The sequence below is a fragment of the Flavobacterium sp. FlaQc-48 genome (assembly GCF_044007335.1).
Taxonomy (GTDB): Bacteria; Bacteroidota; Bacteroidia; order Flavobacteriales; family Flavobacteriaceae; genus Flavobacterium.
In genome coordinates this window covers 1-16,320 of the sequence record NZ_JBIPCR010000009.1, presented here as the reverse complement: position 1 = coordinate 16,320, position 16,320 = coordinate 1, and the positions used below count along the sequence as shown (strand labels likewise).

Sequence of the window (16,320 nt, the reverse complement as noted above, 5' to 3'; positions counted from 1 at the left end):
ATAAATCTGATTTTCTTTAAAAAAAAGGACCAATAGTCTTAAAATTTAACTTTTGAACCTGAAAAAGTCAAAAATAAATTGAGAATTTGGGGAAAAATTACTCCACTAATTGCTTATTTACGTAAACATTTTTAAAATTTACTCCCTTTATTAAGCTTTTATCAATATTGGTTTTAATGGCTTCAATCTTTAAATTCTCAAAAGTAAAATTCGATAAACGAACATTAGGATCATTCTCTACTCCATAAAAAGTATCACATTTGAGCTCAATATTTTTTAAGGTAATATGGTCTCCATAAGATAAGGGAACATCCGGACGTCCTTTTAAATCAAAAAATTGTTTCCAGGCAAAAACGGCTAAACCTGTTTTGGCTTCTCCTTTGATGTCTTCAACTCTTATATATTCATATCGTTGTGGTGTATCGGGTCTCATTTTGAGCCATAACAATCTCGAAGCCCCATCGATTTTACAATTTCTCATGATCACATTTTTGTTATGAATGGATTCGCTTCCGTTTGTTAATGCCGAATGACAGAATCCAAAAGTGCAATCTTCGATAATAATATTGGCATTGGGTCCATTGTTTTTATCCTGATCCGCATAAGGGCCTTTTCCGCCTTTTAAAGCAATAGCATCATCATTGACGGACATATAACAGCCTTTTACTAAAAAGTTAGTACAAATATCGATATCAATAGCATCTGTACTTGGTGCTTTCACGCCAACATGTGGTGAAAAAATATAAAGGTCAAGTAATTTTACATTATTACATTTATAAAAATGATTCGTCCAAAATCCTGAATTGATCAGTTTTACATCCTGGATCTGAACGTCATTCGAGTTCCATACAAAGACTAATCTTGGTCTTGATACTTCTAGATTGGTACATTTTGGATTTTCCTCGCGACGTTCCCAAAAGGCTTCCCAATATTTCTTCCCGTTTCCGTTAATGGTTCCTTTTCCTGAGATCGAGAAATGATCGACTCCGTACGCATTGACCAAAGCAGGGAAATACTCCAGGTTCTGGCCTTCCATTCTGGATGGCATTATCGGGAAATCGGCAATAGTATCAGAACCTTTCAATACTCCGCCTTCGGCAATATATAAAGCCGTTTTAGGCTTAAAAAATAAAGCACCACTCAGGAAAACCCCTTTTGGGACTATAATAACTCCTCCTCCGTTTGCCGCAGCTTTATCAATCACTTTTTGAATAGCAGCGGTCTGAATTTTAGTACTGTCCTTTCCTACCCCAAAATCTGTAATAGTATATTTTTTGCCCAGATCTTTTAGTTGGATTTTAGAATAATCCTTAAACCAATTGGTGATTTCTGTTCCATCGGGAAATGCATCATTTGTGTACTGCTGTGAAAATGAAATTTGCGTGAAAGTAATAATGCAAACTATGATTTTTAAGATCTTTTTCATTTGGTCTGGTATTAGTTTTTTTTTTATTTTTTGGAATAGAAATTCCATACAGAGAATCACCAATCTATGCCAGGCTTCTGTCATGATGTACCTCATCTGTTGGTTATCACGCGGGTCTCATTCCGCGGAAAAACGACGTTCCTTTTTTAGTATTTCAAAACAATTCCATCATTTAATCCAGGTGAAAAACTTCTTTCAGGGGATTTATCAGTGGCGAATGATCAGGATTTGTCTCCATAATATCTGCCATATAATGCCACCACTTTTTCACAATGGGATGATTGGGTAAACAGGAAGGGTCAAAATCTTTGCTTAATTTCTGAACCGCAAAAAGAGTTCCTGTTTCTTTATCTAAAAAAATAGAATAATCCTGTACACCACTATCTGAAAGTAATTTTTGCAACTCCGGCCAGATTTTATCGTGACGTACTTTATATTCCGTTTCAAAACCAGGTTTTAATTTCATTGTAAAAGCATTTCTAACTGTGGCATTATTTTCCATCTTTTAATGATATCAATTACTTTATCCTTTAATATAGTTGTCATGTTATTTTAAAAATAAACGCTGAAGCTGTTTCATATTTCCCTCCTTGCGAAGCAGTAAATAAATACGTCGCTTTTCCGTTTTGGAACAATAACTGCGGCCGTTCTGCACGACCATAACGGTTCAGGTGTTTAGGGGCTTCGGGCTGTTTGATGTATTTATTTAAAGGCTGATAGGCAATTTGAGGAGCACTCCAGTGTTTTCCATCATCAGAATCCATATACAATCCGTAATCTATCCCAAAAACGCCCATATCCCTTGCCAGCATTTTGAATTTCTTATTTTCGTACCAGACAAAAGCATCTTCGCATTGTTTATTGTCTCCTAATTTCGAGAAATCAATTAGCGGATTATGTTTATATTTTTCATAAGGTCCCTGAAGCGATTTAGATATAGCCAGGCCATATTTTCTGTTGCCTTTTACCGCAAACTCCGGATGTTCATAATTCTCTGTATTCAATGATTTGTAATACAGCCAATATTCACCGTTTGGGTGTTTTAAAAAAGAAGGATTTGTAGTTAAAAGATCATCCCATGAGCCTTCTTTTCCAGGCAGTAATAAAGGTTTAGCCGGTCTTTCCCATGGCCCAAAAAGAGAATCTGAAGTCGCTAAACCAATACGTTTGGTATTCATCTTTCCGTTCGAATTTCCCATAAAAAAGAGCGCATATTTACCATCCACAAAATGAATAGCCGGGTTATGACAGGTTGTTGCATCCCAGAATCCTTCACCACGTGGCGCCAAAATAGTACTGATATATTCATAAGGCCCTTCGGGATGGTGGGCAACGGCATGTGCTATTTCAGAACTGTTGATCCAGCCGCTCATTCCTTTTGCTTTGGGCCATCTGGAGAAAAATACGTGAATTTTGCCATCCGGGCCTTCAATTGGACTGTTGCACCAAACGTAATAATCTTCAAATTCTAAGGCGCGTCCAACTGGTCGAAGTCTCTTTTCGAAATCAGAAAGCTTCGGATCATCGATAAAATTTCCGGCTTGTACCGAAAACGGAAGACACAAGCCAACAACAGCCAGCGAATTTCCGATAATAAATTGTCTTCTATTCATTTTAATCTGAATGTTTCTATGTGTTTAAGAAAAAAAGCAACTTATTTTTTCTCTGTTTTAATTTCCCAATCATCTGTTCTGAAAGGAGAAGCGGGCAAATTATCATTATTGAATAAATTAGGCTCCGGAACGGCTTTCCAGGCAAAACGAACGGCTACAGGTTCTTTTACTTTTGCAGCAGAAACAACAATTGTTTTTCCTTCAATTTTAGCATCGGCCGGATAAAAAATCTGATCGTTTCCTGCTATTTCAAATTCTTTCAGTTCTTCTCCGTTCTTTTTCAAACCAGATTCAGCATAATCAAAAAACAACTGTGCTTTTTGTTTTTTAATTTTCATGTGATTAAAAATGGGACCTGAATAGACCAGTTTACTTTCTCCATAAGTTTTGGCACGGGCAATTAAGGCTAATCTGTAACCAACGGTTTGTTTGTCTATTGGATGAATGTTTTGCGCATCACCAACATCTGTCGTTACCGCCATTCCGCTGTTTGGGATTGTTTTTAAAGCCATTAGTTGCGCCTCCCGTATTTCGGCATTTTGTCCTTTATGGGGTGTTATCTGAACATAATAAAAAGGGAAATCACCCTGTTTCCATTCTGTTCTCCAGCTTTTGACCATGGCCGGAAATAAACTCCGGTATAAATAAGCTTTTCCGGAATTGCTTTCGCCCTGATACCAAATCACACCTTTTATGGTATAATTTACTATTGGATGAAGCATGGCATTATACAATACATACGACGTTTTGTTGGGTTCTTTTTTAGGCTTTTTCAATTGGCCTTTTGGAGCATTTTCAGCGCTTGCAATTCGTTCGTTAGTCAGGTTCAAATAATACGCTTCGAGTTTTTCCTGATACAACTTTTCATTTTTTGCATCTTCCTGAAGAATGGGCAAAAAAGCAACCTCTTCTTCCAGAATATTCTGAGCCGTCCATGCTTCCGCTTTGGTTCCTCCCCATGAAGTTGAAATTAAACCTACCGGCACGTTTAGTTTTTGGTATAAATCCCTGCCAAAGAAATAAGCTACTGCAGAAAATGTCTGTATACTTTCAGGCGTACATATTTTCCAGCTTCCTGTAACATCTTCAAGTGGTGTTGGCGAGGCATTTAGGGCAACTGTAAACAATCTGATATTGGGGTAAGCAGCATTTTTTACTTCTTCTTCGTAATTCTTAACGCCGGTTTTCCAGGTTTTATCTTCTCTTCCCACAGGAAAAAACATATTCGACTGACCGGAACAAAGCCAGACTTCGCCTATTAGAATATTTTTCAGGCTGATTGTATTAGAAGCAGCAATTGTAATGTCATAGGCTTTCTCACTTCCCTTTGGTGTCTCTACTGCTGTTTTCCAATTTCCATTGGCATCTGCCATGATATCAACCGGAATGCTTGTCCATCCTAAACGAATTGCTATTTTTTCGTTTGGGGCTGCCCATCCCCATAAATTCACTTTTGCATTTTGCTGCAAGACCATATTATCGCCTACTAAAGCCGGTAGTTTTACCTGTGCAGATACAGAGCAGGCTACACTCAGAACAAATAAAAATAAAAGATGTTTTTTTAAGTAAATCATAGAGATTATTTTTAGACACTAAAACTTTAAATTTAAAGCAGTTAAACCGAAAAAGCATCCTGTTCCTTCCTGTTTTTTTTCGATTGGAAAATGAAAAAAAAGCTGTCTAAAAAGACAGCTCTTTTCAAAAAACAAAAATCAACTTGGGGCAATTTTCATTAATCATAACCCGGATTCTGCTCGTAAAGTCCGGGAACTGCTAAAAGCTCTGATAACGGAATTGGATATAACAATGAATTATTCTCGATTGTTCTGATTTTTCCTTCTGTATCTTCTGCTGCTTTCCAGGCATTCATGATGGTGACTGCTTTGCCGGATCTGATCAGGTCAAACCATCTTGTTCCTTCTGAGAAGAATTCTTTTCTTCTTTCTTCAAACAATTGATCAAGAGTAATATTTGCCGCATTTTCCGGAACGCCTGCTCTTGCTCTTACCTGATTTACAATGGCATCGACATCAGCCTGAGACCCGCCGCCGCCATGAAGCGTGCATTCTGCCATCATCATTAAAACATCGGTATAACGTGTTACCATAAAATCTACTCCCCAGTCTTCACGACCGTTTCCGTATCGGGCAGGATCGATATATTTTTTGAAAACCGGCAATGTATAACTTCCTTTATATGTTCCGGTAGCTACTGTATAACTTGTTGCAATGCCAAAAATCTTTCTTTTATCTGTTGCAGCAAATAAGTTTAGAAAACCGGTTGAAATAGGTTTGGCTTCTAAAGCTCCCTGAGCTGATAAATTTACTGAAGCAAAATAAGGCTCGTAACCCAATTCTACCATAAAATTACCGCCTACAGCAAGAGGAAGGCTTTGCGTGTACGGGATAGTCAATACATTTTCCAGGTTTGCATTACCTTCAATCTTGAAAATGGCATCGTAATCTGTTCCAAGCTTGTATAATCCGCTGGTTTTAATATCATTTAATTGCTGATAGGCTTTGTCCCATTCGTTTAGGCCAAGTGTAGCGCCGTCGATTCCGTACGTTGGGCTGGAACGTGTCATGTACACAAGACCTAATAATGCTTTTGCCCCGTATTTGGTAACCCTTCCGTAATTGGCTGCATCATACGCAGGAAGAAGGTCCGGAATTGCTAATTCCAGGTCTGAAATAATCAATTTGTAAACATCTGCAACCGGGGTTCTTTTTATTTTAGCGGCTTCGGTTGCTGTCATTGTTTTTTCGATCAAAGGAACTCTTCCAAACCATCTGATTAAATCAAAATAACAAAATGCCCTAAGAAAACGGGCCTCGGCTGTCATTGCGGCTTTATCAGCAGGATTGGTAAAAATCTGATCTCCTTTTTCAGTTATTTTTTCCAGTAACTGATTGGCTTTGTTGATCGCGTTATAATTACTGATATAAGCTTCTTTTACATACGTATTTGAACTTATAGACGTGTAAAAACTATTGATTCCTTCCCAGTCTCTTGAAGCTTGTGTGGTAGCCAGCAAATTGTCTGATCGTACTTCGCTTAAATTTAAAACCCTGTTGGCATAACCATAGGTTCCCATTCCGTGAAAAGCTACAGAATACGTTGCATTTCTCGCCTGAACAAAATCACCCGGTGTAGCATAGAAATTCTCTATTGTTCCCTGAGATAATGGCAACTGAGTCAGTTCATCTGTACAAGATGTAACGGCCAGTACTACTGCTAGTAAATAAATATATTTTTTCATTTTATTTTAATTAAAATTAATGTTAAGTCCGATCACTAAAGATTTGGCCAAAGGAGCTCCTCCATAATCTACCGGTACAGAAAAATCGCTGTTTGAACTTGCGGATGTATTTACTGCCTCGGGATTGAAACCTACTTTGTACTTGTTCCAATAGAACCAGTTTTCTCCGGTTACATACAATCTCATATTATCAATCCTGCTTAAACCTTTAATGGCTTGTCTCAGGTTGTATCCAATTGTAATATTTCTGACACTAACGTAATCTGATTTATACAACCAATCTGAATTGGCCTGATATCCAAAAGACGTTCTCCAGTTTCCTCTTACGGCAGGATCTACATTTAATGAATTTTCAACTGATCCCATTCCGGTACGGTCAATAGCTCTTCCGGTTAGTCCGTAAACTGTACCTCCGTTTTGTCCCTGAACCAATATATTTAAATCGATGTCTTTGTATTTGAACGTATTGGTGATTCCCCAGGTATATTTTGGTGTTGGATTGCCCAAATCGACACGGTCGTCTGAATTGATTTTTTTATCTCCGTTCTGGTCAATGTATCTCGGGTCTCCTAAAACCAGTTTGTTTCCTCCAATTGTTGTTCCTCCTGCATCAATATCAGCCTGTGTTACTACACCGTTTTGTTGCAACCCGAAGATCGTATACATTGGTTTTCCTACTTCTAATTTTATAAAAGGTACTCCTCCGTCATACGCATTACTAATTTCAATTTTAGACTGATCGGGACCTAATGCCAAAACCTTGTTTTCGTTATGACTGATATTAGCCGATGTTCTCCATTCGAAACTAGGGGTTTTAACGTTTAAAGAGTTTAATTCAAATTCCCATCCCTGATTTTGCACTTCCCCTACATTGGTCAGGTAACTTGTAAATCCGGTAGCCCCAACGATAGGCACTCTTAAAAGCAACTCGCTATTATTTTTTCTGTACACTTCAAAGGTTCCTGAAAGTCTGTTTTTCAGAATTCCAAAATCCAATCCAAAATCAACACTTTTTGATTCTTCCCAGTGCAATGAAGGGTTTGCTATTGAGGATGCTCCCTGCCCTATTGCAGCTGCTCCGCCAATGGAATAATTGTAAGTGGCCAGCGTGGCATAAGAAGCATAACTTCCAATATTATTGCTTCCGTTAAGACCGCCGCTTGCTCTTAGTTTTAAATCAGTAAGCCATTCTGCATTTTTCATAAACTCTTCCTGTTTTACTCTCCATCCTAATGAAACGGAAGGAAAAACACCCCACTGTCTGTCAGATCCAAATTTTGATGAACCATCACGTCTGATACTGGCTGAGATCAGATATTTTTCTTTGAAATTGTATTGTAACCTGGCAAAATAAGAAAGCAGCGTACTTTTTTCAGCATTGGTAGAACCTAATGATCCTGTTGGCAGCGTCTCCACAGTCGAACTGTTGTAAAGTGCCCCCGAAGAAAGTGTAGATCTCATAATTTCATAAGAACTAAACGATTGCCCCAAAAGCAAATTAATATTATGATTGCCTATTGATTTATCGTAATTCAGCGTGTTTTCATTGACCAAATTCTGCCTTCTGTAGGTGTTGTAAGCTCCTCTGATGCTTGCCTGAACATCATTTGGCGTATAGCTCTCATTTGTATTATCTGAGTTATCAAAATTTATAGTACTCTTCCAGGTAAATCCTTTAGCAAACTGATAACTGGCATAAGTCGAAATTAAAGTTCTGTACATGGAATTTTTTCCTGTTCTGGCTAAAGCATTCAGCATATTAGTTGTACTGCTTCCCCAGGCATATCGTGTGGTATATTTTTCTCCGGCAGCATTAGAAGCGCTTTCAAAAACCGGTGTTGCAGTCAGGGCTTTAAATAAAGTATTGTCTTTTCCTTCTACACCGGGATCATTTTTGATGGAATAAGAAGGCGCTATGTTAATTCCCATTTTAAAGCTTTCTGATAACTTAACATCAACGTTTGCCCTTGCAGAAAACAAGGTGTAATCAGTACCAATGATGTATCCCGTATTTTTTTGATAATTGGCAGATACATAATAATTTACCACATCTGTTGCTCCGGAGGCAGATAACTGGTAGTTGTTAAATTCTCCTGTACGGAAAACTTTATCCTGCCAGTCGATATAATCTAATCCCGGATGTCCCGGAATATCCCAACGGTCATCATACAAATACGTATAGTATCTGGTGTTAGCCGTATTAAGAGGTGCTGTTGGATTTTTTGCATTATAAGCTGCAATTCTTTCAGCATTGTTCTGAGTGGCAGATGCACCTGCAATACCCGATCCTACCCATTGTGCATCGATCATCGTTTTGGCCCTGTCAATCCATCCCTGTGCTGATAGCATATCTACTCTGTTGGCTTCTTTGTTTACACCGCCGTAGGTATTAAAAGTAAATTGTGGTTTTCCTTTTTTTCCTTTTTTAGTGGTAATCAAAACGACTCCATTTGATGCTCTTGATCCGTAAATCGAAGCTGCTGCGGCATCTTTCAACACTTCAATAGAGGCAACATCATTTGGGTTCATGTTATCTAACGGGCTTCCGCTTGAAAATCCACCATTACTATTAGACCCTTCTGTATAAATAGGAAATCCATCTACTACATACAAAGGTTCGTTTCCGGCAGTAATAGATCCTGCTCCCCTGATTTCAATACTAAAAGGCTGTCCCGGCAAACCGGTAGTTTGTTTTACACGAACACCTGCTACCTGTCCAATTAAACCCTGATCAATTCTGGAAATGGGCCTTTCGGTAAAATTTTCTGTTTTGATTCCTGATATTGCTCCTGTGGTTAATTTTTTCTTTTGAGTTCCGTAACCAATTACAACCACTTCATTTAAGTTAGCACTTTCTGCATCTAAAGAAACGCTATAGGTGTTTGCGGCACCTATTTTTATTTCTTTTTTTATAAATCCCACAAACGAAAAAACTAATGTTTCTCCTTCAGAAGCTTTCAGGCTAAATTTTCCGTCAAAATCAGTACTGGCTCCCCGATTTGTTCCTTTAACAATTACATTAACTCCCGGAATGGAGAGTTTAGACGGATCAGTAACTGTGCCTGTAACCGTTTTTTCTTGCGCATAACCCGATGCATGCAATAATGCAAAGAAGGCCATAATCAGCAAAAGATTAAGCTTGTTTTTCATAAAAGTTAAATTTTGGTTAGTTTAATAGTTATTCCAAACTTATCCAAAACTCACATTCACAGTATCCTGTAGTATCCTGCTAGATTTCAACATCTTATAAAATATTTTATATTTATTTTAACACAAAAACCTCACAACTGCCTGATTTACAATCTTTAATTCACTGAGAAAACGATAAATATCATATTAAAAATTTTAATAAAATATTTTTTAGCATTTCATATTTATTTACATAAAAAAATACGAAATAATAAGCAAGTACAAGTTTTTTATCATTATTTCGTTTTTGAATATAATTACAAAAAACAGGATGCTACAGGATAGCATTTTGATGTTCTACCCATACTTTTACTTTATTACAAAAGAATAAACAGTAGCTCAGGCTCATTTGTGATGTTGTAAAATCGGTAGTGCAGTACAAACTAAAACCTTTAAATAAATAATGAAACGAAACGCGTTAAACTTCTTTATTACATTATTCTTTTGCTGTATTTTTAGTTCTTTTGCACAGGAAACAGTCTCTCCGTGGCCCAAATCCAGCAACATAAGCCAGCCCTGGTCCCGTTGGTGGTGGATGGGAAGTGCCGTTGACAAACCTAACCTGAAAAAAAGCCTGGTGGATTTTCATAATGCCGGAATTGGCGGTGTTGAAATAACGCCCATATATGGTGTAAAGGGCGAAGAAGATAATTTCATCGATTATCTTTCTCCAAAATGGATGGAAATGTTAGATTATACCCTTCATGTCGCAGATAGCCTTAACATGCAGGTCGACATGGTCTTAGGAACCGGATGGCCCTACGGAGGTTCACATGTTACTTTGCCTTATGCTGCAACAAAACTGGTTATAGAAAAATACAGCATCAAAAAAAATGAAACCTTCAGTAAAAATATAATCGCTGACAGCAGCAAAGAGAAAACTCCCGCAGATCTTTTGTATGTGGTAGCCTACGGAAGTGACGGAACTTATATAAACTTAACAGATCAGTTAAAAAAGAATAAAATTAACACCCAGGACAAAGGAATTGAAGGAAATCATGTTGCATTGCCTAACCTGTCAGAACCCAATAAACTTAACTGGAAAGCGAATAAAACAGATTATACAATATATGCCGTATTTAGCGGAAAAACCGGACAGCAGGTAAAAAGAGCTGCTCCGGGAGGAAAAGGGTATACACTGGATCATTATTCTGAAGAAGCGCTGAATGCTTATGTTGTTCCGTTTAACACTGCGTTTAAAGGTCGGGAAGGAAAAATAAGGGCTATTTTTAATGATAGTTTTGAAGTATACGGAACTGATTTTACACCCAATTTCTTTGAAGAATTCAAAGCCAGACGAGGTTATGATTTAAAAAAACAACTTCCTGTTTTACTGAATGAAACTGACAACGAAGAGGGTAACCGAATCAGAAGTGATTATCGTGAAACTATTGCGGATTTGCTATTGAACAAATTTGATAAAAACTGGACAAAATGGGCACATTCTAAAAACTTCAAAACCAAGCTTCAGGCCCATGGATCACCGGGAAACCTGATCGATTTATACGCTTCTGCAGATATTCCGGAATGCGAGACTTTTGGGTCTATGCCATTTGATATTCCGGGTTTCAGACGTGAAAAAGAAGATATTAGAGAAGGAGATGCCGATCCCGTAATGCTGAAATTCTCATCTTCTGCAGCTCATATTTCAGGTAAAAATCTGGTTTCTTCTGAAACGTTTACGTGGTTGAGAGAACATTTTAAAACAGCGTTATCACAGTGTAAACCTGAAGTTGAAGATTTAATGCTAAACGGAGTGAATCATGTGTTTCTTCATGGTGCTACTTATTCTCCAATGCGGGCAGCCTGGCCGGGTTGGCAATTTTATGCTTCTGTAAATTTCAATACCAATAACAGTATTTGGGAAGATGCTCCCGCACTGTTTTCCTATATTACCAACTGTCAGTCTTTGTTACAATTAGGGAAACCGGATAACGAAATACTGTTGTACTGGCCTATTTATGATGTTTGGGATCACTATCAAAAAGGCAATTTATTTATTCAGTTCAAAATTCATTCTTTATCAGAATGGTTGTATGAAACCTCTTTTTATACGACAACGAAAAGTTTAATGAATAAAGGATACGGGGTCGATTTTATCTCGGATAATTTCATAGCGGAAGCCAAAGTTATAAATGGAAATATTGTGCTGCCGGGCGGCACTTTTAAATCGTTGATTGTTCCTTCCTGCAAAAAAATGCCCGTTGCCACTTTGCAAAAATTAATCGAATTGAAAAAAGACGGAGCCATTATTATATTTGAAGGATTACCTGAATCTGTTCCCGGTTTTAACGATTATAAAAATCAGGAACAAAAACTTCAGGCTATACTGGCCCAAAATAAAGAGACGATTCAACCCGCTTTGGATGTTTTTAAAGCTTTAGAAAATGTGCAGCTATTCCCCGAAAGTCTTGTAAATACAGGTTTAAAATATACCCGAAGAAGTATTGACGGTGAAAAAATATATTATCTTGTTAATCATACCCCAAAAACAATTGATACTTACATTCCGTTGCAAATTGGTAATAAGGAAGTCGTTATTCTCGATCCTTTAACCAGCGCTTACGGTAATGCAATGGTTACTAAAAATGCTACAACCACATTGGTTAAAATAAAAATAGCACCCGGACAATCTTATTTTTTAAAGACTGAAGACAAAGCTTCACACAAAAAATGGAATTATTATGAACCGGCTGGTGATGCGCTTACTTTAAAAGGAAACTGGAAAATCACTTTTGACAAAGGCGGGCCAAAATTACCCAAAAACGCAACCGTTTCAAGTTTGGAATCCTGGACAAAATTAGATTCTGATGCCGAAGCTTTTTCAGGAACTGCTACATATACTTTAGATTTTGATAACCCAAATTCTAAAACAGAACACTGGATTTTAAACCTGGGTGATGTTCGCGAAAGCGCCAAAGTATGGCTCAACGATCAATTTATTGGTAGTGCATGGTCAGTTCCGTATCAATTGAATCTGAACCAATTAAAATCGGGAAAAAACAGGCTAAAAATTCAGGTCACCAATCTTTCTGCTAACAGAATTCGCGACAAGGAATTAAAAGGGGAAGAATGGAAAATTTTCTATGAAATTAATATGGTCGATAAGGATTATAAAAAATTCGATGCCACAAAATGGAATCCTATGCCTTCGGGATTATTGGGCCCTGTTACCATTACGCCATTAAAACAACAAAACTAATTATTAAATAACGAATATTAAAAATGAAGAAATTACTTTTACTTTTCGCTATATGCCTTTCCTGTGCCAACACAACAAACGCGCAACAAGCATTTGACAAAAAACTGGTGCTGAAACAAATGATTCTTGCTAACGATTATTTTATGCAAAAATGGCCTGAAACCGGTAAAACAATCATTACTAATAAAGAACGTCCCAGTAACATCTGGACGCGTGGTGTTTATTATGAAGGGCTAATGGCATTGCATGAAATCTTTCCAAAAGAAGCTTATTATGATTATGCTTATTCGTGGGCAGAATTCCATAAATGGGGATTTAATAGCGGGAATACTACCCGCAACGCCGATAATTATTGTGCAGCACAAACCTATATTGATTTGTATATTTTAGAACCGGAACCTAAAAAACTAAAAAACACAAAAGCCACTATCAATATGCTTTTGAATACGCCTCAATTAGACGACTGGTCCTGGATTGATGCCATACAAATGGGAATGCCGGTTTTTGCCAAATTAGGGGTTTTGGAAAAAGACAATCGTTATTTTGAAAAAATGTACCAGATGTACCTGTATTCCAGAGATAAACACGGTGATCATGGGCTTTTTAACCCAAAAGATGGTTTATGGTGGCGTGATGCTGATTTTGATCCTCCATACAAAGAGCCTAATGGCGAAGATTGTTATTGGAGCCGCGGAAATGGCTGGGTAATGGCTGCACTGGCAAAAGTCCTTACCATTATCCCGGAAAATGCACCCCACAGAGCCCAATATGTAAAAGATTTAAAGGCTATGGCTGCAGCTTTGGTCCCGATACAAAGAACCGATGGTTTCTGGAATGTTAGTTTACATGATCCAACTCATTTTGGAGAAAAGGAAACCTCCGGAACGGCTTTATTTGTATACGGAATGGCTTACGGAATCAATAGTGGTATTTTGAAAAAAGAGACGTATTTACCCATCATTCAAAAAGCATGGAATGCCATTACCACCGAAAGTTTACACACGAATGGTTTCTTAGGGTATTTGCAATCTACAGGAAAAGAACCCAAAGATGGCCAGCCTTTATCGTATGATAAAACTCCTGATTTTGAAGATTATGGATTAGGCTGCTTTTTATTGGCAGGCTCTGAAATCTACAAAATGAAATAGTACTGTTACTGATGGCAGTATGAACAAAAAAATGTAGTATATATTATTGAGAATATGCTACATTTTTTTTATTTTCAGTATTAGATTTTCTTTAAAATGCAATTGTAGGATGTGACAAAAAAAAAGAGAACCAAAGTCCTCTTTTTAAAAATCTTCAAAATATTAAAAATAAAAACATTAAGAACTAACAATAAACAATAAACAATTAACAATTTTACTTCTAACAAGGGTTCTTAATATTCTTTACAAAGATCTCATACCTAATTAAATAAAACTACCCGTAAAAGTTTTTATTATAACAGTTTAAGACATTTATTTTATAAGCGGATTATTTATTTTTTAAATAAAGCACTCCCCTTTTTAGTCTTACAAATCGTTATAATCCCCAAATAATAAACTCACTTCTTCTGTTCATTTGATGTTCTTCTTCGGTACATGGTACTCCGTCTGAACATTTGTTGACCAGACGGGTTTCGCCATATCCTTTGCCGGTTAATCGTTTTTTGGATATTCCGTTTTTAACCAGCCAGTCAAGGGTTGATTGGGCTCTTCGGCCGGATAAGGCTTCGTTGTACTGATGACTTGCCCTGCTGTCGGTATGCGAGCGAATGTCGAGTTTCATCGTCGGATTGTTGTTTAGTACATCGAGTATTTTTTCAAGGTCCAGGGCCGCTTCGCTTCGAATGTTGGATTTATCCAGATCAAAATAGATCATTTTTATGGCAAAACATTTTCCCAGATCATCCCCAATGGTCACTTTACAGATTGATTTATCCAAACCAATCGGCAGGCTGGTTTTTCCGGTTACTTTTCCAATAGTTACACTCATTTCTTTGGTAGCATAATCTTGTTTTTCGGCCCTGACAGCATAAGTCTTGCCACATTCAACAGCAAAATGATACACTCCGGACGCATCTGAAACTGTAGTGTTTTTTATGATTTGATTCTCGTATAAAGTAACTTTTGTTTCTGGTAAAATTGCGTTTGTCTGCACATCGGTAATAATTCCTTCTAATTCCTGAACGCACTTTAGTTTGCGGGTTTCCAGAAATTTATAAATATCATCAGAACCCTGTCCGCCATCTTTATTGGAGCTGAAATAACCCCGTCCGGAAACCGGATCGATGCTGTAAGCAAAATCGTCTTTTGGGGAATTCACATCAGCACCCAGGTTCTGAATACCGCTCACGGTTCCGTTGGCTTCAAGCTGACCCACAAAAACATCCAGTCCGCCAAGTCCGGGATAACCGTCTGAGGCAAAATAGATTTCATTCTCACTGGTCACATACGGAAAGGTTTCCTTGCCTTCGGTATTAATGGTTTTTCCTAAGTTTTCGGGTGTCCCAAATTCTCCGTTAGTGTTAATGCTTGCTTTGTAAATATCCGACTGGCCTAACGTTCCGGGCATATCAGATGCAAAATATAAGGTTTTCTCATCAGCACTAAGCGCCGGATGAGCCGTGCTGTAATTGTCACTGTTAAAAGGAAGTTCGGCAATGTTAGTCCATTTTCCGTTTTCAAGTGTGGCTTTGTATAGTTTTAATAATGTAATTTTATTTTCATTCTTTCCTTTCTTTCCGTTTATATAATTGTTTCTGGTAAAATAAACGGTCTTTCCGTCTTTGGTAAAAACCGGGGTAGATTCGTGAAATTTGGTGTTTATTTGAGATTTTATTTTATTGACTTGAGAGCTCGTTTGCGTGGTTGGATCGACATCGGCAAAATAAAGATTGGTAAAATATTCCCCGGTCCATTTGTGTTTGCGCTGAGAAAAATTGCCCGTATCCCTTGCAGAGGCAAAGTATATTTTGTTATCATAAACAAAAGATCCGTAATCTGAATATTTGGAATTAATTCCGGCTTCTTCAATTTTATAGCGTCCTGAATTGGCTTTGATCTGATCCAGGTAATTGAGGTTTTCTTTATAAAGCTGCCCCCTGGAATCGTTTTTATATTTGGCATTGAACTCTTGCAGGATTTTATTGGCCTTATCGGTTTGTCCGGTTGATTTCAGGGATTGTGCATAGCGGTAGTAATACTCTGCTTCAGGAGAGGGATTCATGGCAAATAGTTCGGTGTACCATTTGGCGGCATCTTTAAAATCTGAATTGAAATAATAGGAGTTCCCCAGCTTTTTAAACAAGTCTTCGGATTTATATCCCTTATCAGCCACTCTTTCATAGGTTTTAATCGCCTCGATATAGGCATAACCATCGTATTTTTTATCACCTGAGTTTACTTTTGATTGTTGGGAATGGCTATAAAAAACAGGCAGAAGCATTAGACAGAGAAGTGTATAATTTTTCATAATCATTTTATTTTTTTAGAAGAAACGAGGGGTTGTCATCTTACCGTGGTTTTTGAAGAATTCATAACGCAGGAATATTTCATGTGATCCGGAATTGTAATTGTTCAGGTTGGTGGTTTCACGATCATAACCGTATCCCAAATAAAGCCCGTCTGTGATTTGAAAACCCACCATC

General features: G+C 37.5%; 10 protein-coding genes. 2 read left to right on the top strand and 8 right to left on the bottom strand.

Annotated elements, in window-relative coordinates; translation table 11 throughout:
* Nucleotides 1-97 precede the first annotated feature (97 nt).
* From ACHRWY_RS15155 to ACHRWY_RS15130, 6 genes are all read right to left on the bottom strand, one after another.
* Nucleotides 98-1,426 (bottom strand): glycoside hydrolase family 28 protein, encoded by a 1,329-nt coding sequence (locus ACHRWY_RS15155; RefSeq protein ID WP_395355765.1) that lies wholly within the window; start codon nucleotides 1,424-1,426, stop codon nucleotides 98-100.
* Between the two features lie 172 nt (nucleotides 1,427-1,598).
* Nucleotides 1,599-1,928, bottom strand: a complete 330-nt coding sequence (rhaM, locus tag ACHRWY_RS15150) for an L-rhamnose mutarotase (RefSeq protein WP_395355763.1) — start codon at nucleotides 1,926-1,928, stop codon at nucleotides 1,599-1,601.
* A gap of 40 nt (nucleotides 1,929-1,968) precedes the next feature.
* Nucleotides 1,969-3,039: a glycoside hydrolase family protein gene (locus ACHRWY_RS15145; protein WP_395355761.1), complete on the bottom strand. Its 1,071-nt coding sequence runs from the start codon at nucleotides 3,037-3,039 to the stop codon at nucleotides 1,969-1,971.
* A 41-nt stretch (nucleotides 3,040-3,080) separates the two neighbouring features.
* Entirely contained in the window at nucleotides 3,081-4,613 is a 1,533-nt protein-coding gene (locus tag ACHRWY_RS15140; protein WP_395355760.1) for a sialate O-acetylesterase, read from the bottom strand.
* Between the two features lie 158 nt (nucleotides 4,614-4,771).
* Nucleotides 4,772-6,298: a RagB/SusD family nutrient uptake outer membrane protein gene (locus ACHRWY_RS15135; protein ID WP_395355759.1), complete on the bottom strand. Its 1,527-nt coding sequence runs from the start codon at nucleotides 6,296-6,298 to the stop codon at nucleotides 4,772-4,774.
* Between the two features lie 6 nt (nucleotides 6,299-6,304).
* The gene (locus tag ACHRWY_RS15130) at nucleotides 6,305-9,448 is read right to left on the bottom strand and encodes a SusC/RagA family TonB-linked outer membrane protein (protein ID WP_395355758.1); all 3,144 of its coding nucleotides are present in this window, start codon (nucleotides 9,446-9,448) and stop codon (nucleotides 6,305-6,307) included.
* A gap of 442 nt (nucleotides 9,449-9,890) precedes the next feature.
* Between ACHRWY_RS15130 and ACHRWY_RS15125 the strand changes: the two genes are divergently transcribed.
* The gene (locus ACHRWY_RS15125; RefSeq protein WP_395355757.1) at nucleotides 9,891-12,689 is read left to right on the top strand and encodes a glycosyl hydrolase; all 2,799 of its coding nucleotides are present in this window, start codon (nucleotides 9,891-9,893) and stop codon (nucleotides 12,687-12,689) included.
* Between the two features lie 23 nt (nucleotides 12,690-12,712).
* Nucleotides 12,713-13,837, top strand: coding sequence for a glycoside hydrolase family 88 protein (locus tag ACHRWY_RS15120; protein ID WP_395355756.1), 1,125 nt, complete (start codon nucleotides 12,713-12,715; stop codon nucleotides 13,835-13,837).
* Nucleotides 13,838-14,213: 376 nt separating this feature from the next.
* Here the strand turns inward: ACHRWY_RS15120 and ACHRWY_RS15115 are convergent, their stop codons facing one another.
* Nucleotides 14,214-16,145: an OmpA family protein gene (locus ACHRWY_RS15115; RefSeq protein ID WP_395355755.1), complete on the bottom strand. Its 1,932-nt coding sequence runs from the start codon at nucleotides 16,143-16,145 to the stop codon at nucleotides 14,214-14,216.
* 15 nt (nucleotides 16,146-16,160) lie between these two features.
* Nucleotides 16,161-16,320, bottom strand: a 160-nt coding sequence (locus ACHRWY_RS15110) for a type IX secretion system membrane protein PorP/SprF (RefSeq protein WP_395355995.1), incomplete at its 5' end; no start/stop codon positions are given.